Genomic DNA, 23,652 nt, shown 5'->3' with positions numbered 1-23,652 from the left:
CGCCGCCCGCAATCCCCCCACACCGGGTCCCGATTCGTTGTGCCGTTTCGCAGAAGGTGACCACGTGAAGAACCGCATACTGGCCGGAGCCATCGCGCTTGTCTCGTCCGTCGCACTCGGCGGATGCGGCTTCATACCGGGCTCGGGCAGCGGTGACCGCACGGTGACTGTCTGGCTGATGAAGGACAGCGTCTCGCCCGGCTTCCTGGACAAGTTCACCCGCTCGTACGAGGAGGAGAACCCCTCGATCGAGCTGGACTTCAAGATCCAGGAGTGGAGCGGCATCGGCCCCAAGGTTCTTTCCGCGCTGGAGGGCGACGACGCCCCGGATGTGATCGAGGTCGGGAACACCCAGGTCGCTCAGTATGCGGAGAGCGGCGGTCTGCGCGATCTGACCCTCGAATCGATGCGCGACCTGGGCAGCGAGGACTGGCTGCCCGGCCTGGCCCAGCCCGGCAGCATCAACGGCGTGCAGTACGGCATCCCCTGGTACGCGGCCAACCGGGTGGTGATCTACAACAAGGAGATCTTCGAGGAGGCGGGCATCGACTCCGTCCCGAAGACGCGCGACGAGTGGATCGCCGCCTCCGAGAAGCTCAACAGCGCGGGCAACCAGGGCATCTACCTGGCCGGCCAGAACTGGTACGTGCTCGCCGGCTTCATCTGGGACGAGGGCGGCGAGCTCGCGGACGAGAACGGCGGCGACTGGCAGGGTGCGCTGGACACTCCGGAGGCCCTGGCGGGCATGGAGTTCTACCAGAAGCTCCAGGCGCTCGGCGACGGCCCGACGGATGCCGACGAGGAGAAGCCCCCGCAGACCGACGTCTTCGCCAAGGGCGACGTCGCGCAGATCATCTCGACTCCGGGCAGCGCCGCGCTCATCGAGCAGAAGAATCCCGAACTCAAGGGAAAGCTCGGCTACTTCCCCATTCCCGGCAAGTCCTCGAAAGCCCCCGGCTCGGTGTTCACCGGCGGTTCCGACCTCATCGTCCCGAAGGACGCCGACGAACGCACCGCGGGCATCGCCGTCGTCAAGGCGCTGGCGAGCGAGAAGTGGCAGACCGAGCTCGCCCGGGGCATGAGCTACGTCCCCAACAAGCCGAGTCTCGCCCATGTCATCGAGGGCGACGAGGGCACCGCCGCGATGGCCGAAGGCGCCACCCGCGGCCGGGCCACCCCCAACTCGTCCCAGTGGGCCCGGGTCGAGGCGGAGAACCCGATCAAGCCCTACATGACGGCCGTGCTCGAAGGCGGCGACCCGGCCCGCGAGGCCAAGGCCGCCTCCGAGCGCATCACCGCCATGCTCGCCGGCAGCGGCTGATCCCACCCGGACGGAATTAACGCGGCGCGGTGTCCACAGGGCGCGGTGTCCCCGAGGCACGGCGTCCCTGGGGATTCAGCCGTCGCACATCCCCGCTCCCCACAGCGGTCACGTCGAATCCAGCCGGTGACGGAAGAAGTAAGGGGCCGGGCCGTCGCACCCCGCGACAGCCCGGCAGCGCCCCTCACCTCTTCCGTCCCGGAGACCGCCATGACCGTGCTGCCCGTCGCCCCGCTCCCCGCTCCCGCGTCCGCTCCCGCCCCCGCGTCCGCTCCCGCCCCCGCGTCCGTTTCGGCCCCCGGTCCAGCCCGCGCCCCGGAGCCGGCCTACCGGGTCTCCCTCGCCACCTGCCGGGAAGACGTCACCGCGGCCCAGCGCCTGCGCCACCTGGTGTTCGCCGGGGAGATGGGAGCCAGGCTGGAAGGGCCCGAACCCGGCCTGGACAGCGACGCCTTCGACGCATACTGCGACCATCTGCTGGTCCGTGAGACCGCCACCGGCGAGGTCGTCGCCACCTACCGGCTGCTCCCTCCGGACCGGGCCAGGATCGCCGGTCGCCTCTACGCGGAGAGCGAGTTCGACCTCACCCGGCTCGCCCCGATCCGCGACGACCTCGTCGAGGTCGGCCGCTCCTGCGTCCACCCCGCACACCGCGACGGGGCGGTCATCGCCCTCGTCTGGGCCGGACTCGCCCGCTACATGGAGCGCACCGGCCACACCTGGATCGCCGGCTGCTGTTCCCTCCCGCTGGCCGACGGTGGCGCGAGCGCCGCCCGGAGCTGGAACACCGTACGCGAGAGCCACCTGGCGCCGGAGAAGCACTGGGTCACCCCGCACCGCCTCTGGGACTCCTCCGCGCACGGCCCGGAAGCCGGTTCCCGGGCGGACCTCCCGCCCCTGCTGCGCGGCTACCTCCGGCTCGGCGCCCAGGTCTGCGGAGCCCCGGCGTACGACCCCGACTTCAACGTCGCCGACCTGTACGTCCTGCTCTCGCTGCGCCGCACCGACCCGCGCTACCTGCGCCACTTCCTCTCCCTCGCCCCGTTGCGATGAGCGCCTGGCTGCCCGTCGCCCCGTGCACCCCGGACGGCTGCGCCCGGCACACCGGAGCCGTACGCGCTCCGCTGCCCGCCGCCCTCCTGCTGCTGTCCGGCTGCGCACTGGTCCTGCTGGGGGTGGCCTGCGTCCCGCTCGTACGGCTGCTCGGGACCGCCCCGCGGCGCCGCCTGACACGGCGCTGGGCGCACACCGTCCCCCGGGCCTTCGGCGTACGCGTCACCGTCCGGCGGCACGCTCCGGAACCCGCCGCGGGCGGCGAACTCGTCGTCGCCAACCACATCTCCTGGCTCGACATCCCGCTGATCGCCTCGGCACTGCCCGGCCGGATGGTCGCCAAGAGTGAGATCCGGCGCTGGCCCCTGCTCGGCCCCCTCGCCGCGCTCGGCGGCACCCTGTTCATCGAACGCGACCGGCTGCGGGCCCTGCCCGCCGCCGTACGGGCCGTCGCCGCGGCCCTGCGCTCCGGCTCCCGGGTCGTGGTCTTCCCCGAGGGCAGCACCTGGTGCGGACGGGACGGCGGCGCGTTCCGGCCCGCCGTGTTCCAGGCGGCGATCGACGTCGGCGCGACGGTCCGGCCGGTCCGCATCGCCTACCGCACCGCGGAGCACCGCTGCGGACCGGCCGCCGGCGCCGTCGCGTTCGTCGGGTCCGACCCGCTCGCCGCGTCCCTGTGGCGGGTGGTGCGGGCGGCCGGGCTCACCGCCCAGGTCGACGTCCTCGCGCCGATCCCCGCGAACGGCGACGACGGCCGCCGCGCCCTGGCCCGCAGAGCACGAGCGGCCGTCCTCGAACCCGAGGACCCCCTCCGGTCCCGTCAGACGGCAGAGGCCAGCGACAGGGCGAACCGCCCCGCCGCGTCCGTCCACCACTGAGTCAGCCGCATACCGGCGGCGGCGAGCTCCTCGCTGACGTCCTCGCGCCGGAACTTCGACGACACCTCCGTACGCAGTTCCTCACCGGCCTCGAACGGCACCACGAGGTCGAGCTCCCGGATCTTGACGCTCAGCGCCCGGCGGGCCCGCAGCCGCATCTCGATCCACCGGTCCCGCGGATTCCACACCGCGAGGTGATCGAAGTCGTCGAGCGGGAAGTCGGCCCCCAGCTCACGGTTGATGACGTTCAGGACGTTCTTGTTGAAGGCCGCCGTCACCCCGGCCGCGTCGTCGTACGCGGCCACCAGCGTCTCCTCGTCCTTCACCAGGTCCGTGCCGAGGAGCAGCGCGTCACCGGGCGAGAGCAGCGAGCGCACGGACCGCAGGAACGCCGCCCGCTCCTCCGGCAGCAGATTGCCGATCGTGCCCCCCAGGAACACGACCAGGCGGGGCCCCGGTGTCCCCGGCAGGGCCAGGCCGCCGGTGAAGTCCGCGATCAGCGCGTGGACGGACAGCCCCGGGTGCTCGGCGAGCAGCGACTCGGCCGCCCCGGTCAGCGCGCTCTCGCTCACGTCCACCGGGACGTAGCTGTGCAACCCGGGTAGTACGTCCAGCAGATGACGGGTCTTCTCGGACGACCCCGAGCCCAGCTCGATCACGGTCCGGGCGCCCGACGCCGCGGCGATCTCCTCGGCACGCTCCTGGAGGATCTCCCGCTCCGCGCGGGTCGGGTAGTACTCCGGCAGCCGGGTGATCTCCTCGAACAGCTCGCTGCCGCGGGCGTCGTAGAACCACTTCGGCGGCAGGGTCTTGGGATGCCGGGTCAGGCCGCTGAGGACGTCGGCGCGCAGCGCCGCGTCCGTCGCGTCCACCGGCAGGGTGCGGGTCAGCAGGAAGGGACTCACGCGGTGGGCTCCTTGAGCGGGGTGAGCAGGACGTCCGTGGAGGTCGCGACCAGCAGGGTGTGGTCGGGGACCTCGCGCCAGAGCGGGTCGTCGTCGTACGGCTCCGAGGCGACCGCGGTGCGGCGGCCCGGCGTCGTGAGGTACCAGAGGGTGTCGCCCCAGGCGGTCGCCGTGATCGTCTCCCCGTCGGTGAGGAGCAGATTCAGCCGGGAGCCGGGCGCGGCGGCCGCGACCTCCCGCACGGTTTCCGCGACGGCGCGCGGCACATCGTCCCCGGCGTCGGTCCGGTGGCGGATCAGCGCCCAGATCAGCGCCGAGTCGTTACGGGCTGCCAGCGCCAGGAGCCTCTCGGCGGGCAGGGCGGCGGCCGCTTCGGCGAGCGATCCGGGCCAGCCCCGCACCATCCCGTTGTGGCTGAACAACTGCCGCCCGGCGGTGTACGGCGCGGCCGCGGCCTCCCCGTCCGCACCCGCTTCGGTGGCATCCCGCACGGCGGCGAGCAGCGCGGTGCTGCGGACCACCCGGGCCAGATCGGTGAAGGTCTCGTCGCCCCATATCGGTCCCTGGCGGCGATAGCGTCCGGGCACCGGATCGCCGTCGGCATACCAACCGACCCCGAAACCGTCCGCGTTCACCGTGCCGTAGCGCTGGCGGCGCGGCGCCCAGGACTGCCGCACCAAGGCGTGCGGAGGCCGCAGCAGAATGTCGCCGAGCGCCACGGATTCGCCCACATAAGCGATATGACGGCACATCAGGCATCCCTCGCCGTGCGGAACCCGGAGAAGATCTGCCGCCGCACCGGAAGGTCCCAGTTGCGGAAGGTGCCCCGGCAGGCGACCTCGCCCACGGCGAACGAGCCGCCGCGCAGCACCTTGTGACCCGGACCGAAGAACACCTCCGAGTACTCCCGGTAGGGAAAGGCCACGAACCCCGGATAGGGCAGGAAGTCGCTGGAGGTCCACTCCCAGACGTCGCCGATCAACTGCCCCGCCCCGGAGGGCGATCGTCCCGCAGGATACGAACCGGAGCGTGCGGGGCGCAGGTGGCGCTGCCCCAGATTGGCCCGCTCCGGCGTCGGGTCCTCGTCGCCCCACGGGTAGCGCAGGGAACGGCCGGAGGCGGGATCGTGGCGGGCGGCCTTCTCCCATTCGCTCTCCGTGGGCAGCCGCCGTCCCGCCCATCGGGCGTACGCGTCCGCCTCGTACCAGCTGACGTGCAGCACCGGCTCGTCCTCCGGCACCGCCTCGGTCACCCCGAACCGGCGGCGCAGCCACGCTCCCGCCTCCCGCCGCCAGAACAGCGGTGCGGTCAGGCCGTGTTCACGGACCATGCCCCAGCCCTCGGGCGCCCACCACCGCCGCTCGCCGTACCCGCCGTCCTCGATGAAGCGGAGGTAGGCGCCACAGGTGACGGGCGAGGTGTCCAGGTGGAACGCCGCCACGTCGCGCCGGTGCGCGGGCCGCTCGTTGTCCAGGGCCCACGGCTCGGCGGACGTCCCCATCGTGAACGGGCCCCCGGGAATCAGGACGTCGTCCGCAAGCGCCTCGGCGTCGACGGGCGGCGGGGGCGCCGGTGCGGTGAGCGCCGCTGGACCCGCGCGCAGCTGATGGGTGATCAGCATGGTCTCGTCGTGCTGCTGTTCGTGCTGGGCGATCATGCCGAAGGCGAATCCGGCCCGCTCCAACGGCCGTCCGCCCTCGTGCAGTGGTGCGCCCTCCAGCAGGTCCAGTGCCCGCCCCCGCACGTCGGAGGCGTACGTCCTGGCCTCGGCGGGTGCCAGCAGCGGCAGCGAGGGCCGCGAGGCACGGGAGTGTTCGAAGGCGTTGTACAGCCCGTCGATCTCCGGGCGCAGTGCCTCCCGGCCGCCGACGGCGCGCAACAGCCACTGCTCCTCCTGGTTGCCGATGTGCGCCAGGTCCCAGACCAGTGGCGACATCAACGGGGAGTGTTGAGCGGTCAGTTCACCGTCGTCCACGCTGTCGGTGAGCAGTGCGGTGCGCTCGCGGGCGGACAGCAGCGCGTCGAGGGCGCGTCGCCGCAGGGCCGCCGGATCGATGCCGGGCGCGACGGGGAAGCCGGTCGACGCGGTGGAGCCGGCCGGATCGAAGGCGTCGGAGTGCTCGCGGTGCCGGGTGTCTTCTCGGTGCTCGGTCATGCGGAGGCCGCCTTTCCGGGGCGCGGCGGGGTGTGATCGCCCAGCGGGCTCGGACCGCTCGGGAGGCTCAGCAGGCTCTGATCGGCCGACAGGCTCTGACCGGTCAGGTCGCCGGGCTCGGGCAGGTCGTCGGCCGGACATCGGCCCCGGGCGACGTAGCGGTCGGTGAAGGCGGCCACGGTGTCGAGCACCGCCCCGCTCGCTCCCATCCGCTCCAGTGCCGGGAGCGCCGCCCCGAAACAGACGGTGGCCGCGGCCCGCAGCTCCGGGTCGGCGAGCCCCTCGCGGGCGGCCGCAGTCCAGAGCGGATTGCGTGGTGCGGCCGGCGCGCCGGCGGTCTCCGCGAGCGGCTTCACGGTGCGGTACACGGTCTCGGCGGCCTCCGGGTCGTCGAACAGCGCCGTGGCGACGGCGAGCGGCACCAGCCACCCGTCGGGCCCGCTCTGCGCGTCGATCATGCGCAGTTCGAGATGACCGCGCGGCCGGATGGGCGGGAACAGCGTGGTGAGGTGGTAGTCGAGGTCGGCCCGCACCGGCTGCCGGGGCGACCCGGTACGGATCCACTCGCGGAAGGTGAGCCCTCGCGGCACGTCCCAGGGGCCCTCCTCGCACCGGACGCACAGCACGGTCGTGTCCAGCACGTGCGCGGCCCAGGCCTCGCGCGGGGGGCGCCCGGCACCCGGCGCGAGGGTCCGGCCCGGGTCCAGATCGGCCCACAGGGACTGCCGGGTGGAGCGCCAACCGGTCCGGCGACCCTGCTGGAACGGCGAATTCGCGAACGCGGCCACCAGCACCGCGCCCAGCAGGTGCGCGAGCTGCCAGCGCCGTCCGTAACCGAGCGGGCCCGGCTCCTCCTCACCCGCGTCCAGGCAGACCTGGACCGACGCGGAGGTGCACATCATCGCCCGCCCCGCCGGACCCGTACGGTCCAGCGCGGCCTCCATCGCCTCGTAGCGGGGCTCCCGCAGCCTGCGGTTCGGCACCTGCCACGGGTCGACGCCGAGCCCGACCGGTGCGAGTCCCGCCGCGCCGAGCGTGGCGCGGACCGCCGCCAGATCGGCCGCGGTGGTGTCGACGCACTCCATGAGGGAGCCGGCCGGCTGCGAGCTGAGCTCCAGCTGCCCGCCCGGCTCGAACGTCAGCGCCGCGCTCAGCGGTAGCGCGCGGACCGCCTCGACGGCACGGTCCAGCCTTTCCTGCCCGACCGGGAGGTCAGGTCGTGCCCGGTCGTGGATGAGCCATTCGAGCTCCACCCCGACGGTTCGAGGCGGGCCCGTCTTGAAACATATGCCGCGCAGTAAGTCCTCTGCCCCGCTCTCGTCGAGGGGGGCGGCGTCCGGGCGCGAGCCGGTTGCGCCGGGAATATTCAAGCCCATGGGGCCTCCTTCTCAGCCGCGTACCTACCAGCCAAACCCGTACCCGGAGATCGCACAAGGGTGCCCCCGAGCCAGGAGAATCCGGTTGCGCCCAGGCCGGGTTCCCCGTCAGCATGCCCCGTATGCACCACACGGGGGAACGCCGGTGAGCGCGCGGCTGCGCGGCATCGCGCGCGGGACGGAAGCGGTCGTCGAGGCCGGGACATATCGCAACGCGGCAGGTCAGGACGTGCCCATCGCACGGGCCGTGGCCGCCGCGCTGTCCGGCACCAGGCTCTACGGACCGGACCCGGTGGCCGTCGCGGCCCTGGACACCGACCGCACCCCGCACTTCGAGGTCACCGGCGAGAGCAGCCTCGCCGCGGCCCGCCGGATGACCGGCGAGGCACCCGGCCGGGTCGCCGTCCTCAGCTACGCCTCGGCCCGCAACCCCGGCGGCGGCTACCTCAACGGCGCGCAGGCCCAGGAAGAGGCCCTGTGCCGCGGCTCGGCCCTCCACGCGACCCTTCTGCGCGCGCCCGAGTACTACGCGCACCACCGGGCCGAACGCAGCGCCTTCTACACCGACCGGGTGATCCACTCGCCCGGGGTGCCGGTCTTCCGCGACGACCGCGGCGCGTTCCTGGACGCCCCTTACACCGTCGGGTTCCTCACCTCGCCCGCGCCCAACGCCGGAGTGATCCGGCGGCAGACTCCCGAGGAGGCACACCGCGTCCCGGCGGCACTGGCCTCCCGCGCCGAACGGGTGCTGGAGGTCGCGGCCGTACGGGGCTACCGCAGACTGGTTCTGGGGGCCTGGGGCTGCGGGGTCTTCCAGAACGAACCGGCACAGGTGGCGGAGGCGTTCCGGGCCCTGCTCGGCGAGGGCGGCCGGTTCGGCGGGCACTTCGAGCAGATCGTCTTCGGGATCCTGGACCGTGACCCCGGCTCCACCGTCCGGGCCGCCTTCGCCCGGGCCTTCGGGTAACCCCCTCGCGCCGCCGCCTCCCGACGCGCCGCCGCTCAGCTCCAGCCGTACCGCTCGCGCAGCCGCGCGGCGACCCGGTCGAACCGCTCCCGATCCAGGGCGCACGCCTCCCGGCGCATCCCGTCCTCGTGGACCCGCAGTACTCGCTCAAGACCCGCCCAGGACGGCCGCCCCGAGCTGTCCCAGGGGCCCGCGCCCAGCGCCACCCACTCGTGTTCCCGGTCGTGCTGCTTGCTGGAGAGCTGGACGGCGAGCAGCGTGCCCGCCTCCTCACGGGCCACGACGAGCACCGGCCGGTCCTTGCCCCGCCCGTCGTTCTCGTCGAAGGGCACCCAGGTCCAGACGATCTCACCTGGGTCGGGATCGCCGTCGCGATCGGGGGCGTAGGAGGTGCTCACGGGGCCCACGTCGTCGGTGTCGGCCTCCGTCGTGGCGGTGGGCCCGCTGCTGCCGGGCACGTCAAAGGGGTTGTCGGAACGGTACGCGCTGTCGTGGAACGTCATCGCAACACCGTAGAACCTTCACCGCCCGATCCCGGGAGCGGGGCGTCGGACCGGGACCGCGGGGCGGCCTTCCGGCCACCGTGACCGGACCTGCGGGCCCCGGGCCGAAACCCGCTCCCACAGGTCTGGAAGACTGCCCGACGCCATGAGCCAGTTACCCAAGCAGCCCGCCGAAGTCTCCGTTCCGACCAGCGCCGATGTCGCGCGCCTCGCCGGAGTGTCCCGGGCCACCGTGTCGTACGTACTGAACAACAACGCCACCGTCCGGATCAGCGAACCCACCCGACGCCGGGTCAGGGAGGCCGCCCTCCAGCTCGGTTACGTTCCGCACGCGGCTGCCCGCAGCCTGCGCGCCGGACACAGCCGCATGGTCCTGTTGCCCTCCGGCCACATACCGGCGGGACCACTGCACCAGTACTTCTTCGAGGAACTCCAGTCCGGGCTGCGCCGCCTGGACTACACCGTCGTCCAGTACGGCAGCGTCGGTCTCACCGCCGACGAGGCGGCCACGGCCTGGGCCGAACTGCGACCCGTCGCGGTCGTCGTACCGCCGGGCATCGCGCTCACCGCGCACGGCACGGGCATCCTGACCCGCTCCGGCGCCAAGGCGGTGATCACCCTGGGCCCCGGCCCGGTGGCCGGAGCGCACGGCCTGGTCATGGACCAACGCCAGGTCGGGGCCAGCGCGGTGGAACACCTGCTGGCCCGCGGCCGTCGCCACATCGGCGTGGTCATGCCCCAGGAGCCGGGCCGGGTGCCCTTCTCCGAACCCCGCCTCATCGGGGCACGTCGCGTCGCCGAACCGGCGGGGGCCCGCGTATGCCCCCTCCCGCTGCGGTACGAGGAGGAGTCCGCTCACCAGCTTGCCGCCCGCTGGCCGGAACTGGGACTGGACGCGGTGTTCGCGTACAACGACGAGTACGCCATGCTGCTGATGCGGGCCCTCCAGGACGCGGGGGTGGCCGTCCCCGCCGACACGGCGGTGATCGGCGCCGACGACTCCCTCATCGGCCGGCTGCTGCGTCCACGGCTGAGCACGGTCCGGATGGAACTCGCCATGCCGCAGCCGCTGGCCGAGACGATCGACCGCATGGTCCAGCATCCGGGCGGACCGCCGGTCCATCAGGACCTGCTCCGCACCAGCGCCGTGCACCGGGAATCCAGCTGACCGCCTCCGGCGCGACGACATGCGCCACGTACGGCGGATGTCTAGCGTCGGAGGCATGAGCCACCCGCAGAGTTACGAGCTCCTCCTGATCCCCGACCACAGCAGGACGCGGACCGGAGCCCCCGGCCGGCCTATCCGGTCCGCGGTCGTCGCCGCCACCGGCGAGACGGGGGCCTCGGGCTACCCCCGGTACGCGGGCGAGGGCATGGAGGCCGACGTCGATCCCGAGACCCGGACGGTGGAGGCCGTGCTCATCGACGGCGAGGAACTGGACTACGGCATGTCGGTCCGCGTCGCCGGGGCCGAGGGAGAACACCCGGCGTCCTGAGAGCGAGTAGAGGGCGGGGTCGGGAAAGCCCTGGCCGCAGGCTGCCGGGCACGACCGAGGGCCCCGACCGCGTACACCGTGTCCACGGTGTCGGGCGGGGCCCCTGGGCCGTGCCGTGCGTGCCGGTAGGGGCGGCTACGGGGCCTCCGGCTGGTCCTGCCCCTGGCCCGCCTCGGCCGCCCGCTTCTGCTCCTCGACGGACTTGCGGACCTCGTCCATGTCCAGGTTCCGGGCCTGCCCGATGACGTCCTCCAGAGCCGCCTCGGGCAGCGCACCGGGCTGCGAGAAGACCGCCACGTTGTCGCGGACGATCATCAGCGTCGGGATGGACCGGATCTCGAAGGCCGCCGCCAGCTCCTGCTGCGCCTCGGTGTCGACCTTGGCGAAGACGAGGTCGGGGTGGCGCTCGGAGGCCGAGTCGTAGACCGGCGCGAACTGTCGGCAGGGGCCGCACCACGAAGCCCAGAAGTCGATCAGAACGAAATCGTTGTCGCTGACGACCTGATCAAAGTTTTCCTTGGTGAGCTCGACGGTGCTCATACGGGGGATACCTCTTCCTCTGCCGGTGGAGTCCTGACGGGTCTGTCCGGCACAACGGTGACTGCACTTGCGCTATTCCGCCTGCCCATGTGGCCGGGGCGCACACCCGCGAGGACACTGTTTCCATGACTGACGCAGGGAAGAACTCCGAGCGCTCCGAGTACGACGTAGTGGTCATCGGCGCAGGTCCGGTGGGGGAGAACGTGGCGGACCGGGCCCGCGCCGCCGGGCTCTCCGTAGCGGTGGTGGAGTCCGAGCTGGTCGGCGGCGAATGCTCCTACTGGGCGTGCATGCCGAGCAAGGCACTGCTGCGCCCCGTCGTCGCCCGCGCCGACGCCCGCCGGGTGCCGGGACTGAGCGCCGCGGTGCAGGGCCCTCTGGACGTGGAGGCCGTACTCGCCCACCGGGACGAGGAGACGAGCCATTGGAAGGACGACGGCCAGGTCGCCTGGCTGGAGAGTGTCGGAGCGGACGTCCACCGGGGCATGGGCCGGCTCACCGGCCCCCGCGCGGTCACCGTCACCGCCCCCGACGGCACGGAGCGTCGGCTCGCGGCCCGGCACGCCGTCGCCGTGTGCACCGGCTCCCGGGCCGTGGTCCCCGCGCTCCCCGGCGTCGAGGAGGCCCGCCCCTGGACCAGCCGTGAAGCCACCAGCGCCAAGGAGGCACCCGGCCGGCTCGTGATCGTCGGCGGGGGAGTCGTGGGCGTGGAGATGGCGACCGTCTGGCAGGCGCTGGGCTCCGAGGTGACCCTCCTGATCCGGGGCGGCGGTCTGCTCCCGAAGATGGAGCCCTTCGCGGGCGAGCTGATCGCCGACGCGCTGACGGAGGCCGGGGCCCGGATCCGTACGGGCGTCTCGGTCACCGCCGTCCACCGCCCCGCACCGGAGCGCCCGGTCACCGTCGACCTGGACGACGGCGACCGCATCGAGGCCGACGAGATCCTCTTCGCCACCGGCCGGGCTCCGCGCACCGACGACCTGGGCCTGGAGACGATCGGCCTCGAACCCGGCTCCTGGCTCACCGTGGACGACAGCTGCCTCGTCGGGGGCACGGACTGGCTGTACGCGGTCGGGGACGTCAACCACCGCGCCCTGCTGACCCACCAGGGCAAGTACCAGGCCCGCATCGCGGGCGCGGCGATCGCCGCCCGCACCGGGAAAGGCCCTCTGGAGACCGGCCCGTGGGGCGCCCACGCGGCCACCGCCGACCACACGGCCGTCCCCCAGGTCGTCTTCACCGACCCGGAGGCCGCGTCCGTCGGCCTCACCCTCGCCGAGGCCGAACGCGCGGGCCACCGCGTACGCGCCGTCGACCACGACCTCGCCGCGGTCGCCGGCTCCGGCCTCTACGCCGACGGTTACCGGGGCCGCGCCCGGATGGTCGTGGACCTGGACCGCGAGATCCTGCTCGGCGTCACCTTCGTCGGCCCGGGCATCGGCGAGCTCCTGCACTCGGCGACGATCGCGGTCGCGGGGGAGGTCCCCATCGCCCGCCTGTGGCACGCGGTGCCGGCGTACCCGACGATCAGCGAGGTGTGGTTGAGGCTGCTGGAGGCGTTCAGGGGGTAGGCGCGGCCGTCGAGGCCGGACACCGGGCGGCGTCGGCGATCACTTTGGGCATAGTGGTCGCCCATGGACAAGGTCGAAGTCGTCGTCGCCCATACCGAGCGTGCGACCCTGCGCGTCGGCGACGTGTTCCTGAAGGTGGACGCCGATCAGGCGCGCGTCGACGCCGAGGTCGAGGCGATGACTCTGGCGCCGGTCCCGACCCCGGAGGTCCTGTGGCGCAAGTCGCCCGTGCTCGCGATCGCCGCGCTCCGAGGCGCGACGCTCGGGCGTCTCGGCGGGCCGTCGACGGGGTCGTCGGCGGCGTGGGCCGCGGCGGGCGCCGCCATCCGGAAGCTGCACGAGGCGCCGTTGCCGCCCTGGACCGGCCGGGCCGGGCGGAGCGCCGTCGCGCTGGCGGCGGAACTCGACGACGAGTGCGGGGCGCTCGTGACGAACGGCCTCCTGCCCGCCGACCTGGTCATCCGCAACCGTCGGGCCGCCGAGGCCGCGCTCCGGCCGTGGACTCCGGCCTTCACGCACGGCGACCTGCAGATCGCGCACGTCTTCCTCGACGGCGACGAGGTCACGGGCATCATCGACTGGTCCGAGGCGGGCCGGGGCGACGCCCTGTACGACCTTGCCTCCTTCACGCTCGGACATGAGGAGCACCTCGACGACGTCCTCGCCGGCTATGGCACCGACGTCGACCTCGACGTGATCCACGCGTGGTGGTCGTTGCGCAGCCTGCTGGCGGTTCGCTGGCTGATCGAGCACGGCTTCGACCCCTTCGCGCCGGGCTGCGAGGTCGACGTGCTGAGATCCCGGATGTGAGACCACGCGAGGACGAACCGGCCTGCTCTCCAGGTTGGAGGGACTCACCGAAGACGACCTGCGCCGCCCCACGACACCCACTGCCACCGATCTGCTGGGCCTGGTGAAGCATCCGGCGGGTCCGGAGTACGGATACCTGGGCGAATCGTTCGACCGGCCGGCACCGGAGCCGCCGGCCCGGGTGGAGGACGGTTCCCTCTGGGAGGGCGCAGATATGTGGGCCAGGCCGGAGGAGTCCAGCGAGTACATCATCGGGCTCTGTCGACGCGCCTGCTCCTTGGGCTGTCGGCCGGGCTCAGGCGGGGCGGTGGGCCTTGCGGCGGCGTATCGCGAGAGGGGTGACGGCACCGGTGACGATCAGCGCGGTGGCCACCCCGGCTATCGCCGCGGTGCCGCCGGGCGTTCCGGTTGCGGCGAGGTCTGCCTCCTTGCCCGCGACCGGCCGGGCGCCGTTGGTCCTCATGGTCTCGTCGATCCAACCGGCGTATGCGGGCGCGCTGGTGTAGAGGCCGGGGCCCTGCGAGCACGGCACGTCCGGCGCTCCGGGCCCGGACGTGACACCGATCAGCTCCCAGCGGCCGTCCCGGCCCTTCACGACCTGCGGTCCGCCGGAGTCCCCGAAGCACGCCATGGAGTCGGGCACCGTGGCGATGGTGCACAGCCGCGTCGTGTCCGCGTAGCCGGGCGCGCACTCGGACGCGGCGCCTCGGCGCGTGTTCAACTCCTGGAGCCGGTCCGGGAAGGTGAGCGCGGTGTCGCTGGTGGTGCCGAAGCCGAGCGACCGGGTCGGTGCGCCGGGTTCTCCGGCCTCGGCGGCGATCTTGACGGGCTTCTGTTCGACCGGGCGGTCCAGCCGGATCAGCGCGATGTCGTTCCTGTTGGCGGTCTTGCCACCGCCGTTCACATAGCCGGGGTGGACGAACATCCGGTCGAGCTTGCGGACCGTGCCGCCGGACTTGCGGTGGTCGCTGCCCACCCGCACGATGCCGTCCAGTTCGAGGCCGTCGCCCTTCACGCAGTGGGCCGCCGTCAGCACCCAGCGCTCATCGATCAGCGACGCCCCGCAGGTCCCGTCGAGAAGGCGGTGCTTCGGGGCCGACTCCGGGATGGTCGCCATGAACGGGTACTCCTCGGTGGAGTCCGACCCGTTGACGATGGCCCCGGCGGTCCCTGTCATGCCCACCGCGCAGGCAACGACGAGAGCGCCGACGGCAGCCCTCCGGGCAGCGGTACGAGGACGCAGTGGGTGGAAGCTGAACACAGGTGGTTCCCTTGCTCGGCGGATCCCTACGTGTTCAGCCTCGTCGTCTGAAGCCCGCTCGGCCATCCGGGCAACCGGCCGGTCGATACGGGGGGCAGCCCCAGCTCCGAACTGGGGAAAGCCGAAGCCCGTACATGCCGTGGGCGGCGCACCCCTGCCGGCGGGTCCCGCACGGCGGCTGCGGCCGCGCACCTCGAAATATACCCCCGGGGGTAAGAGTGTTACGGTGAATTGCATACCCCCGGGGGTAATTTTCTCGTCGGAAGGAGTATCCCGTGTTTTTTGTTGAAGCCATCGAGCTGGAGGGCTTGGGCAACCGGAGCTACGTGGTCGGTGGCCGGCAGGCGGCGGTCGCGGTGGATCCGCCGCGTGACATCGACCGGGTGCTGGCCGTCGCGGCACGGCGTGGTGTGGCGATAACCCGTGTGGTCGAGACCCACATCCACAACGACTACGTGACCGGCGGACCCGAACTGGCCCGTGTCACCGGAGCCGCCTACCACGTTCCGGCCGGAGCACACGTTTCGTTCGCCCGGACCGCCGTGTCCGACGGCGACACCGTCGACGTCGACGCGGAACTGATCCTGGCCGCGGTGGCGACACCCGGGCATACGCCGCACCACATGTCCTACGTGCTGAGCGAGGGCGGCAGGCCCGTCGCCGCGTTCACCGGGGGGTCTCTCCTCATCGGTACGGTGGGGCGGCCCGATCTCGTGGAGCCGCGGCTCACCGAGCGGCTGGCCCGCGCCCAGCACGCCTCCGCCCGCCGCCTCGCGGACGCCCTGCCCGATGACACCGAGGTGCTGCCGACGCATGGGTTCGGCAGCTTCTGCTCGTCCGCCCAGGCCGATGGGGAGGCGACCACGATCGGCAGGGAGAGGGCTGTCAATCCTGCTCTCACCGTGGACGTGGACACCTTTGTCGCCGAACTGCTGGCGGGACTGGAGGACGTGCCCGCCTACTACGCGCACATGAGCCCCGCCAACGCGGCCGGGCCCGCGCCCGTGGACCTGACCGTGCCGGCCGTGGCCGACCCCCATGACATCGCCGCGCGGCTCGCGGCGGGGGAGTGGGTGGTGGATCTGCGCAACCGCGTGGCATTCGCCCAGGGGCATGTCGCGGGGGCGTTCAACTTCGAGGCGGACGGCAAGCTCGCCACCTACCTCGCCTGGTTGATCCCCTGGGGCAAACCGGTGACCCTGCTTGCCGAGTCGGCCGGACAGCTCGCCGCGGCCCAGCGGGAGCTGGTGCGCGTCGGTATCGACCGGCCGGCCGCCGCCGCGACCGGCGGTCCCGCGGACTGGGTCCGGGCCGGCGAGAGCGTCGCCTCCTTTCCCCGTGCCACGTTCGCCGAGCTGGCCGGTCAGGAAGGAGGCCGGATCGTCGTGCTGGACGTACGCCGCTCATCCGAACGGGCGGAAGGCTGGATCGAGGGCTCGGTCCACATCCCGATCCACCGGCTCCACCGTCGCATCGACGACGTGCCCGACGGCACGGTCTGGGTGCACTGCGCCGGCGGTATGCGTGCGGGTATCGCCGCGTCGCTGCTGGACGCGGCGGGACGGGACGTGGTCGCCGTGGACGACGGCTTCGACGCCGCGGCAGTGGCAGGACTGGCCATCGTCACCGAAGAGGGGTGACGTCGTCGATGTTCCCGTTCCGTGAACGTGGACTGCGCCTGTCCATCGGCGAGGCGCGCACCCGCACCGGCGGGGAGCGGCCCGAAGCCGTACTGCTGGATGTGCGGGAGGAGGCCGAGTGGCGAACCGGCCACGCTCCCGGCGCGGTGCACGCCCCGCTGACCGCCCTGGCCGCGGGCACGGTGCTTCCGGCGCCGGCCCGGGAGCGGCCGCTGGTGGTGATCTGCCGCAGCGGACACCGCTCGCGGCGGGCCGTACGGCTTCTCGCCGAACGGGGTGCGGACGTGGTGGACGTCAGGGGCGGCATGATCGCGTGGGCCGCCCTGGGGTTGCCGGTGATCGACGAGCTCGGTGACGGCGGCTCGATAGCGTGAGCACCTTGCTTCTCGCCCTGGTCGCCGGCACGGTGATCGGGCTGGCGCTCGGTGCGCTGGGTGGCGGTGGCGGCGTTCTGGCCGTTCCGGCTCTGGTCTACCTGCTCGGCTTCTCGACCGCCTCGGCCACCACGGCCAGCCTCGTCATCGTCACCGCCACATCGGCGACCGCTCTCCACGCGCACGCGCGAGACGGCCAGGTCGCCTGGAAGGCCGGACTGTTGCTGTCGGCGGCCGGAGTCCTCCCGGCGTTCCTCGCCGGAGCCGTCGCCGATCACCTGCCCGAAGCGGCTCTCACGACGGCGTTCGCGGTGATCGCCGCCCTGGCGGCGCTGCGGATGCTCCGGCCCTCCGCTGCCGGGCCGACGGAGGGGGCGCGGTCCGTGAAGGCGGCCGGAACCGGCGCCGGTCTCGGCGCCGTGACGGGATTCCTCGGGGTGGGGGGCGGATTCCTCGCCGTGCCCGCCCTGGTCGGCGTCCTCGGTCTGCGGATGAAACAGGCTGTGGGCACCAGCCTCCTGGTCATCACCGTCAACTCCCTCGCCGCCCTCGTGGCCCGATCGGGAACCGCCGACGACCTCCGGTGGGAGGTGATCGCCCCGTTCGCAGGAGCGGCGATCCTCGGAGCCTGGGACGGCAAACGGCTCGCGGCGAAGGTCGCGGGAGCCACGCTGCTGCGAGTCTTCGCCTACGCGCTGTTCGCGGTGGCGGCCTTCATGATCATCGATGTGATCGTCTGAGCACGCGGGCCGACCCGGCGTCAGGCGAGCGAGAGGAACAGCTTCTCCAGCCGGGCGCGCATCTCGTCCCGTGACTCACCGGAACGCCGGCCGTCCTCCACCTCGGTCAGGCACTGCTGGAGCCCGGTGGCGATGATCGCGAACCCGGCCCGGTCCAGCGCCCGCGAGGCCGCCGCCAGCTGTGTCACGACGTCCTCGCAGTCCCGCCCCTCCTCGATCATCCGGATCACCCCGGCGATCTGCCCCTGCGCCCGGCGCAGCCGGTTCAGGACTGCCTTGAGCTCCGCTCCCGCCAGATCAAGCTCCATCATCACTCCTCATGAAATACCCCCAGGGGTAATGTACTCCCCTCGGTGGAGCCCCACGGACAGAAAAGGATGACACCCGCCATGACCATGCCCTCCGCCCTCGCCACCCACGAGGTCCGCCACCGCCTGCACGAGCTGACCGTCATCGACGTCCGGACCCCCGGCGAGTACGCCGGCGGCCACCTGCCCGGCGCGCTCAACATCCCGCTGGACGGGATCCAGCGGGCCCTCGCCGATGTCCGGCAGGCCGCGGACCGCGGTGAGGTCCTGATCGTCTGCGCGTCCGGCGCCCGCTCGCGGAGCGCCTGCCGGATCCTCGCCGAGAACGGCGTCACCACGGCCACGCTGGACGGTGGCACCAGCGCCTGGGCGGCCGCCGGTCACGACCTGCACCGCCCTCGAGGAACCCCTCGTGCGACCTGGGGCATGGAGCGGCAGGTCCGTCTCACCGCCGGGACCGTCGTCCTCCTCGGCCTGCTCCTCGGCCTCCTCGTCCACCCCGCGTTCCAGCTCCTCCCGGCGGGCATCGCGGCCGGACTGGTCCTCTCCGCCCTCACCGACACCTGCGGCATGGCCGCCATGCTCGCCAAGCTGCCCCGCAACCGCGTCGGCGCGGCCGACCTCGACGCCACTCTCGCGGCCCTGCGCGGGCGCTGACCGGAGGCGGCCGGCGAGGAGTGTTCAGCCGGAAGGCGCCGCGACGGGGGCGGAAGGTTCCGCGCTCGGAGGGGTCTCAGTCCTCGGGGCGCGGCAGGCCGCGCTCGTAGGCCTTCACCAGGCGTTGCGGCACCTGGTGGACGAAACCGTCGATCGTGACCGGCGCCAGCTGAGGCGTCGTGGCCTTCCACCGGGCGCGGCGGTGACGGGTGTTGCCGCGGGACGTCTTCCGCTTCGGGACTGCCATGGGAGCCCACCTTCGTCGTTGACGTCGAGACGCTACATGAAAACGATAGTCATCACGAAATGGGTCGGAGGGTGGGCCCGGACATGCGTCCGCCGCGCACCTGGACGCCGCGACGCCCGCCGCTGCGACGGCTTTCGCCGCCTTCCCCCTTTTCCTCTTCCCTCTTTCCTCGCTTCCGCCGCGACACCGGCGTGACACGTGGTTCGGGTACGGTGCGCGCTGGATCGGTTGTTCATGGGGCGGGACGGGAGGGCGCGCGTGAGCACGGTGGACGTCGCGGGGGGCGGGATGCGGCGTCGGCTGGGTGTGTTCGACGCGGTGGTGATCGGCCTGGGATCGATGATCGGGGCCGGGATCTTCGTGTCGCTGGGACCGGCCACGGAGGCCGCGGGCTCGGGGCTGTTGCTCGCCCTGGCCCTCGCCGCGGTGGTGGCCTACTGCAACGCGATGTCCTCGGCGAGGCTGGCCGCCCGCTATCCCCGGTCCGGCGGCGCCTATGTCTACGGCCGTGAACGGCTGGGCGACTTCTGGGGCTACGTGGCCGGCTGGGCGTTCGTCGTGGGCAAGACAGCCTCCTGTGCGGCCATGGCCCTCGCGGTCGGAGCGTATCTGTGGCCCGGTCAGGAACACGTGGTGGCGGTGGCGGCCGTGGCGGCGCTGACCGCGGTGAACTACGCCGGGGTGCAGAAGTCCGCGCGGCTCACGCGGGTCATCGTCGCGGTCGTCCTGGTAGTGCTCGCCGCCGTGGTCCTCGCCGCCTTGACCTCGTCCGGCGCGGACGCCTCGCGGGCGCGTATCGGCTCGGACGCCGGCGTCGGCGGGGTCATCCGGTCCGCGGGTCTGCTGTTCTTCGCCTTCGCCGGGTACGCCCGCATCGCCACCCTCGGCGAGGAGGTGCGGGATCCCGCCCGTACCATTCCGCGCGCCATTCCTCTCGCGCTCGGCATCGCGCTCGCCGTCTACGCCCTCGTCGCCGGCGCCGCCCTGGCGGTACTGGGTCCGGGTGGACTGGCCGACAGCGCCGCCCCGTTGACGGATGCCGTACGCGTCGCGGGGGCCGGCTGGCTCGTGCCCGTCGTCCGTGTGGGCGGCGCCGTCGCCGCCCTCGGCTCCCTGCTCGCGCTGATCCTCGGTGTCTCCCGCACCACCCTGGCCATGGCCCGCGACCGGCATCTGCCGCACGCCCTGGCCGCCGTCCACCCCCGCTTCGGTGTCCCGCACCGAGCCGAACTCGCCGTCGGCGCGGTGCTCGCCGTGCTCGCCGTGACCTCCGACGTACGCGGAGCGATCGGGTTCTCCTCCTTCGGGGTGCTGGCCTACTACGCCGTCGCCAACGCCTCTGCGTGGACGCTCACGCCCGCCGAAGGGCGACCGAACCGCCTCGTCCCCGCCGTCGGCCTGACCGGCTGCGCGGTCCTCGCCTTCGCGCTGCCGGCGGGCGCCGTGATCTCCGGCGCCGCGGTTCTCGTCATCGGAGCCGCCGTCTTCGGTATCCGAAAGGCGACGGGCGGCCGTTCGTTCCGCTGATCCGAGGTCGGGGCGGAATCCGGTCAGCACGATCACCTCGTCGACCGCGTCGAGACGCCGAAGGTGCTCACCGTCGACGCGGTCCGTGAGACCGACGTCCGCGTCACGATGGGCTGAGGCGACACCTGCCCCGTCTTCCCTACGCGGGAGTTCCGTCGGCAGGCGAGGGCGCGGCGTACGGGCGGAGGACCATCAGTGAGTCCTCCCGCGACGCGACCATGGCGAAGGGGAACCGGTCGAGTTCGAGGCAGAGCGCGACGTCATCGGGATGGGCTCCCTGCCGTACGCCCTCCGTCAGTTCGGCGGCGGCGCGCGAATCGGCGGCGCGGCGCAGGAACGCGGTCGCGTCCGCCCCGCCCCCGTCGGCCCTCCGCGCGATGTACTGGGCGCACGCCAGATCCTCCTCGGCGCGCCCCTCCTCGCCGGTGACCACGAACGTGACGGCGTCACACCCGCGTTGCCGCAGCAGGCGAGCCGTCGCGCCGGCCACCACGAAGCCGGCGCACAGCACCAGCGACGCCTCCTTGACCGCGAGGGCGCCGACCGTCCCCGCCGTGGTCTTCTGCACCACGGTCCGTCCGCCGAGGTCGAGGGAGCGCAGGAGGCCCGGTGAGTTGACGGCGTCGAAGCCGGGCGCCGGCGGACCGTCCTTGAGCGCCACCCAATCGGGACAGCGTGCCTTGAGCGCCAGGGCGTCGGTGAGCGACTCGGCCAGGACGATCTTCTCCGCGCCCCGGCCGAACGCCCAGGCGGCCACCGTGAACGCCCGCATGACGTCGACCACGACCGCCACGGACGGAGTACGGGTCAGCTCGGCGATGCCGAGGAAACGAGTTTCCATCCGGTCATGATCGCGTACGTCCGGCCTGGAGCCCCGGCGGGTGAGGCGGTTCACAGCGACGGTCCCTGAAGGCGAACCCGTCGACCGCCGTGGCTCGTCCGCCGACGGCCGCGGCTACTCCTCCTCGATGCCCAGGAGATCGAGGAAGGCCGCCGCCGCCGGGGTCGGCCTTCCGCGGCCCCAGATCACGTACTCGACGCGGGTCGGCGCGTCCGTGACCTCGATCGTGCTGACCCCGGCCAGACCGGCGACGTACGTGGGCGGGAGCAGGGCCACGCCCAGGCCTGCGCCCACCAACCGGGCCAGGTAGTCGGCGTTGGTCACCTCGAAGGCGACCTCGCGGGTGAGGCCGGCGGCGGCGAAGGCGAGATCGGACTGCGCTCGGCCGGCGGTCTTCGCCGGGAGGTCCACGAAGACCTCCGACGACAGCCGGCGAAGGTCGACCGAGGACTCCCCGGCGAGCGGGTGGGCCGGGGAGACCACCGCGATCAGCCGCTCCCTCGCCAGCTCCCGGGCCTGGACGCCTTGAGGCCGGGTCGTGACCGGGACGCCGAGGAATGCCACCTCCGTCTCGCCCCTCCTGACCTGCTCGACGAGCTCTTCGCTCGCCCCCACGCCGAGGCTGACCCGGGCTCTGGGGTGGCGCCGGTGGAAGTCCTTGAGGACGGAGGGGAGGTCCACGGCGGCGACGGTCGGGATCAGGCCCACCGTGAGGCGTCCGCGCACCTCTCCGACCGTCGCCGCCACCTCGGCCGCGGCCCGCTCCGCCGCGTCCAGGCACTGCCGCGCCGCGGGCAGGAACGCCGCGCCCGCCGGCGTCAACCGGACGCGGCGGCTGGTGCGTTCGAAGAGCCGGGCACCCAACTCCTTCTCCAGGCGCGCGATCTGGTGGCTGAGCGCGGACTGGACCACCAGACAGCGTTGGGCGGCCCGCGTGAAGTTGTTCGTCTCGGCCACGGCGATCACGTACCGCATCTGCTGGAGCTCCATACATCCATCGTGAATCCGGATCGATCACGTGACAAGCATGTGTTGGACTCATGGATGCACCCGGCCCGAGACTGAGGACGACCGCACACGGCAGGAGCCTCCTCGGGCCCGACCTCTTCGGTCGGCCACGCGACCGGGGCTTCTCCGGCGCGCCCGAAAGCGGAGCCGCCGTGATCCCCCTGCAACTCCGAGGCGAGATGACGAGCAGACAGAACATACGCACGGCCGCCCTGACCGGTCTCGCTCCGGCGGTCTGGGGCAGCACCTATCTGGTCACCACCGAGCTCTTGCCACCGGACCGGCCACTCCTGGCGACCACCATGCGGGCCCTGCCCGGAGGGCTGGTGCTGCTGGCACTCGGCCGGAGACTTCCCGCCGGCGTCTGGTGGTGGCGTGCGACGGCACTGGGCGTTCTGAACCTCGGCGCCTTCAACTTCCTGCTCTTCTTCGCGGCCTACCGACTGCCGGGCGGCATCGCCGCCGTGATCATGTCGGCCCAGCCCATGTTCGTGGTGGTCCTCGCCGCTCTCCTCCTCGGCGACCGCATCCGAGCCCTCCATGCCCTGGCCTGCGCCATGGGCGCCGGGGGAGTGGTGTTGCTCGTCCTCAGGGGCCCGGTGCCGCTGGATGTCCTCGGGGTCCTCGCGGCGGTCGGCGGAGCGCTGTGCATGGCCCTGGGCATCACACTGGCGAAGCGGTGGGGCAGGCCGGAGGGCGTCGGCCTGCTCACCTTCACCGGATGGCAACTCACCGCCGCCGGAGTGGTCCTGCTGCCGTTCTGGCTGTCGCTGGAAGGGCTGCCGGAGCGTCTCACCGGCTCCAACGTCCTCGGGTTCGCCCACCTCATCACCCTGGGCGCGGTCCTGAGCTACTTCGTCTGGTTCCGGGGCATCGAACGCCTGCCCGCCGTCGCCGTCTCCTTCCTCGCGCTGGCCAGTCCGGTCGTGGCGACCCTGCTCGGCTACCTGGTCAAGGACGAGACGCTGTCCGTCCTCCAGATCGTCGGCATGGCCGTCATCCTCGGTGCCGTCGTCCTCGGCCAGCGGCCGGGGCGGGACCGGGTCACGACCCCGCCCGACACCGCGGCTCCCGGGCCGGCGCCGGCGCGGCGCGACCACCGCGAACCACTCCCGACCACATCCGGAGAGACGACATGACCGTTCACGAAGAGGCCAACCCGCCGGCCGCCTCGGGAGAGCAGGTCGTCGCGATGAGCCTGTGGGGGCTCGCCTTCGGAGTCGTCCAGCTCAGCCGGATCAACCTGACGCTCTCGGCGGCTCCCGAGGCATTCGAGGCGACCATGTCGCTCAACACCATGGCCTACAACACCTGTGCCGCCCTCGGGGCTCTCATCGGCGGCCTGTTCGCGGACCACGTGGGCGTCACGAGCGTCGTCCTGTTCGGGATCGTGCTGGTCGCCCTCGCCGTGATCGTCGGCGCCGCCACCGGCCGCCGTACGACCGCACGGGCGAACTGACCCCGCACGTGCTCG

The 23,652-nt window shown here is 72.7% G+C and carries 26 protein-coding genes and 2 pseudogenes; 17 read left to right on the top strand and 11 right to left on the bottom strand.

All coding sequences use genetic code 11. The annotated features are described in order from the left end of the window. Positions 1–64: 64 nt before the first annotated feature. The 3 genes from ACIRJT_RS05865 (at position 65) to ACIRJT_RS05855 (ending at position 3,252) form a co-directional block, all read left to right on the top strand. Entirely contained in the window at positions 65–1,321 is a 1,257-nt protein-coding gene (locus ACIRJT_RS05865; RefSeq protein ID WP_403905025.1) for an extracellular solute-binding protein, read from the top strand. Positions 1,322–1,531: 210 nt separating this feature from the next. Next, positions 1,532–2,374 carry a GNAT family N-acetyltransferase gene (locus ACIRJT_RS05860; protein ID WP_403905470.1) on the top strand — a complete coding sequence of 281 codons (843 nt, stop codon included), beginning with the start codon at positions 1,532–1,534 and terminating at the stop codon, positions 2,372–2,374. Beyond that, positions 2,371–3,252 (top strand): lysophospholipid acyltransferase family protein, encoded by an 882-nt coding sequence (locus ACIRJT_RS05855; protein ID WP_403905022.1) that lies wholly within the window; start codon positions 2,371–2,373, stop codon positions 3,250–3,252. Before ACIRJT_RS05860 ends, ACIRJT_RS05855 begins: the two co-directional genes overlap by 4 nt. Here the strand turns inward: ACIRJT_RS05855 and egtD are convergent. From egtD to egtA, 4 genes are read right to left on the bottom strand one after another with little or no spacing between them, the layout of a single operon-like run. Next, on the bottom strand, positions 3,195–4,157 hold the full coding sequence (egtD, locus tag ACIRJT_RS05850; RefSeq protein ID WP_403905019.1) for an L-histidine N(alpha)-methyltransferase: 963 nt from the start codon (positions 4,155–4,157) through the stop codon (positions 3,195–3,197). The genes ACIRJT_RS05855 and egtD overlap by 58 nt on opposite strands. Next, positions 4,154–4,909: an ergothioneine biosynthesis protein EgtC gene (gene egtC / locus ACIRJT_RS05845; RefSeq protein WP_403905017.1), complete on the bottom strand. Its 756-nt coding sequence runs from the start codon at positions 4,907–4,909 to the stop codon at positions 4,154–4,156. The genes egtD and egtC overlap by 4 nt, the downstream gene beginning before the upstream one ends. Then, the gene (gene egtB / locus ACIRJT_RS05840) at positions 4,909–6,312 is read right to left on the bottom strand and encodes an ergothioneine biosynthesis protein EgtB (RefSeq protein WP_403905013.1); all 1,404 of its coding nucleotides are present in this window, start codon (positions 6,310–6,312) and stop codon (positions 4,909–4,911) included. Before egtB ends, egtC begins: the two co-directional genes overlap by 1 nt. After that, positions 6,309–7,688, bottom strand: coding sequence for an ergothioneine biosynthesis glutamate--cysteine ligase EgtA (gene egtA, locus ACIRJT_RS05835; RefSeq protein WP_403905011.1), 1,380 nt, complete (start codon positions 7,686–7,688; stop codon positions 6,309–6,311). Before egtA ends, egtB begins: the two co-directional genes overlap by 4 nt. 145 nt (positions 7,689–7,833) lie before the next feature. On the opposite strand from egtA, the gene ACIRJT_RS05830 reads away from it, so the two are divergent. Continuing rightward, positions 7,834–8,655, top strand: a complete 822-nt coding sequence (locus ACIRJT_RS05830; protein WP_403905010.1) for a TIGR02452 family protein — start codon at positions 7,834–7,836, stop codon at positions 8,653–8,655. A 35-nt stretch (positions 8,656–8,690) separates the two neighbouring features. Here ACIRJT_RS05830 and ACIRJT_RS05825 read toward each other — a convergent pair whose 3' ends face one another. Continuing rightward, positions 8,691–9,158: a type II toxin-antitoxin system PemK/MazF family toxin gene (locus ACIRJT_RS05825; RefSeq protein ID WP_403905007.1), complete on the bottom strand. Its 468-nt coding sequence runs from the start codon at positions 9,156–9,158 to the stop codon at positions 8,691–8,693. Between the two features lie 145 nt (positions 9,159–9,303). Between ACIRJT_RS05825 and ACIRJT_RS05820 the strand changes: the two genes are divergently transcribed. Continuing rightward, positions 9,304–10,326, top strand: a complete 1,023-nt coding sequence (locus ACIRJT_RS05820; RefSeq protein WP_403905004.1) for a LacI family DNA-binding transcriptional regulator — start codon at positions 9,304–9,306, stop codon at positions 10,324–10,326. Positions 10,327–10,381: 55 nt separating this feature from the next. Beyond that, the gene (locus ACIRJT_RS05815) at positions 10,382–10,654 is read left to right on the top strand and encodes a hypothetical protein (RefSeq protein ID WP_403905001.1); all 273 of its coding nucleotides are present in this window, start codon (positions 10,382–10,384) and stop codon (positions 10,652–10,654) included. A 135-nt stretch (positions 10,655–10,789) separates the two neighbouring features. Here ACIRJT_RS05815 and trxA read toward each other — a convergent pair whose 3' ends face one another. Further along, positions 10,790–11,194 (bottom strand): thioredoxin, encoded by a 405-nt coding sequence (gene trxA, locus ACIRJT_RS05810; RefSeq protein ID WP_403904999.1) that lies wholly within the window; start codon positions 11,192–11,194, stop codon positions 10,790–10,792. A gap of 125 nt (positions 11,195–11,319) precedes the next feature. Between trxA and ACIRJT_RS05805 the strand changes: the two genes are divergently transcribed. The 3 genes and pseudogenes from ACIRJT_RS05805 to ACIRJT_RS05795 all read left to right on the top strand — a co-directional run. Then, positions 11,320–12,765 (top strand): dihydrolipoyl dehydrogenase family protein, encoded by a 1,446-nt coding sequence (locus ACIRJT_RS05805; RefSeq protein WP_403904996.1) that lies wholly within the window; start codon positions 11,320–11,322, stop codon positions 12,763–12,765. A 63-nt stretch (positions 12,766–12,828) separates the two neighbouring features. Continuing rightward, positions 12,829–13,575, top strand: a complete 747-nt coding sequence (locus ACIRJT_RS05800; RefSeq protein WP_403904993.1) for a phosphotransferase family protein — start codon at positions 12,829–12,831, stop codon at positions 13,573–13,575. A gap of 10 nt (positions 13,576–13,585) precedes the next feature. After that, positions 13,586–13,852, top strand: a pseudogene (locus tag ACIRJT_RS05795) (DUF664 domain-containing protein); the annotation flags it as partial. A gap of 18 nt (positions 13,853–13,870) precedes the next feature. Here the strand turns inward: ACIRJT_RS05795 and ACIRJT_RS05790 are convergent. Beyond that, positions 13,871–14,752, bottom strand: a complete 882-nt coding sequence (locus ACIRJT_RS05790) for a S1 family peptidase (protein ID WP_403904991.1) — start codon at positions 14,750–14,752, stop codon at positions 13,871–13,873. A 359-nt stretch (positions 14,753–15,111) separates the two neighbouring features. Here ACIRJT_RS05790 and ACIRJT_RS05785 point away from each other — a divergent pair, with 359 nt between their 5' ends. Genes ACIRJT_RS05785 through ACIRJT_RS05775 form a run of 3 tightly spaced genes read left to right on the top strand, consistent with a single transcriptional unit; the run spans position 15,112 to position 17,590 of the window. Further along, positions 15,112–16,476 (top strand): rhodanese-like domain-containing protein, encoded by a 1,365-nt coding sequence (locus tag ACIRJT_RS05785; protein ID WP_403904990.1) that lies wholly within the window; start codon positions 15,112–15,114, stop codon positions 16,474–16,476. A gap of 8 nt (positions 16,477–16,484) precedes the next feature. Beyond that, a complete protein-coding gene (locus ACIRJT_RS05780; RefSeq protein WP_403904988.1) occupies positions 16,485–16,850 on the top strand; it encodes a rhodanese-like domain-containing protein in 366 nt (121 codons plus the stop codon). Continuing rightward, positions 16,847–17,590 (top strand): sulfite exporter TauE/SafE family protein, encoded by a 744-nt coding sequence (locus tag ACIRJT_RS05775; protein ID WP_403904985.1) that lies wholly within the window; start codon positions 16,847–16,849, stop codon positions 17,588–17,590. The genes ACIRJT_RS05780 and ACIRJT_RS05775 overlap by 4 nt, the downstream gene beginning before the upstream one ends. Before the next feature lie 20 nt (positions 17,591–17,610). On the opposite strand, the gene ACIRJT_RS05770 is transcribed toward ACIRJT_RS05775, so the two are convergent. Then, positions 17,611–17,898: a metal-sensitive transcriptional regulator gene (locus tag ACIRJT_RS05770; protein ID WP_371627317.1), complete on the bottom strand. Its 288-nt coding sequence runs from the start codon at positions 17,896–17,898 to the stop codon at positions 17,611–17,613. Positions 17,899–17,979: 81 nt separating this feature from the next. On the opposite strand from ACIRJT_RS05770, the gene ACIRJT_RS05765 reads away from it, so the two are divergent. After that, complete coding sequence (locus ACIRJT_RS05765; RefSeq protein ID WP_403904982.1) at positions 17,980–18,555, top strand: rhodanese-like domain-containing protein; 576 nt, start codon at positions 17,980–17,982, stop codon at positions 18,553–18,555. A gap of 76 nt (positions 18,556–18,631) precedes the next feature. Here the strand turns inward: ACIRJT_RS05765 and rpmF are convergent, their stop codons facing one another. Continuing rightward, positions 18,632–18,802 carry a 50S ribosomal protein L32 gene (gene rpmF, locus ACIRJT_RS05760; RefSeq protein WP_403904979.1) on the bottom strand — a complete coding sequence of 57 codons (171 nt, stop codon included), beginning with the start codon at positions 18,800–18,802 and terminating at the stop codon, positions 18,632–18,634. 288 nt (positions 18,803–19,090) lie between these two features. Between rpmF and ACIRJT_RS05755 the strand changes: the two genes are divergently transcribed. Continuing rightward, positions 19,091–20,329, top strand: coding sequence for an APC family permease (locus ACIRJT_RS05755; protein WP_403905468.1), 1,239 nt, complete (start codon positions 19,091–19,093; stop codon positions 20,327–20,329). 51 nt (positions 20,330–20,380) lie between these two features. Next, positions 20,381–20,443: pseudogene (locus ACIRJT_RS05750) on the top strand (phosphotyrosine protein phosphatase); the annotation flags it as partial. Positions 20,444–20,468: 25 nt separating this feature from the next. On the opposite strand, the gene ACIRJT_RS05745 reads toward ACIRJT_RS05750, so the two are convergent. Both ACIRJT_RS05745 and ACIRJT_RS05740 read right to left on the bottom strand, forming a co-directional pair. Beyond that, entirely contained in the window at positions 20,469–21,170 is a 702-nt protein-coding gene (locus ACIRJT_RS05745; RefSeq protein WP_403904976.1) for a 2-phosphosulfolactate phosphatase, read from the bottom strand. 114 nt (positions 21,171–21,284) lie between these two features. Continuing rightward, positions 21,285–22,160, bottom strand: coding sequence for a LysR family transcriptional regulator (locus tag ACIRJT_RS05740; protein ID WP_403904973.1), 876 nt, complete (start codon positions 22,158–22,160; stop codon positions 21,285–21,287). A gap of 197 nt (positions 22,161–22,357) precedes the next feature. Between ACIRJT_RS05740 and ACIRJT_RS05735 the strand changes: the two genes are divergently transcribed. Both ACIRJT_RS05735 and ACIRJT_RS05730 read left to right on the top strand, forming a co-directional pair. Then, positions 22,358–23,317 (top strand): EamA family transporter, encoded by a 960-nt coding sequence (locus ACIRJT_RS05735; protein ID WP_403904971.1) that lies wholly within the window; start codon positions 22,358–22,360, stop codon positions 23,315–23,317. Then, positions 23,314–23,637 carry a hypothetical protein gene (locus ACIRJT_RS05730; protein WP_403904968.1) on the top strand — a complete coding sequence of 108 codons (324 nt, stop codon included), beginning with the start codon at positions 23,314–23,316 and terminating at the stop codon, positions 23,635–23,637. Before ACIRJT_RS05735 ends, ACIRJT_RS05730 begins: the two co-directional genes overlap by 4 nt. Positions 23,638–23,652 lie beyond the last annotated feature (15 nt).

The organism is Streptomyces sp. NPDC102283, from assembly GCF_044766265.1.
Lineage (GTDB): Bacteria > Actinomycetota > Actinomycetes > Streptomycetales > Streptomycetaceae > Streptomyces.
This window is presented reverse-complemented; position numbering and strand designations above follow the sequence as displayed.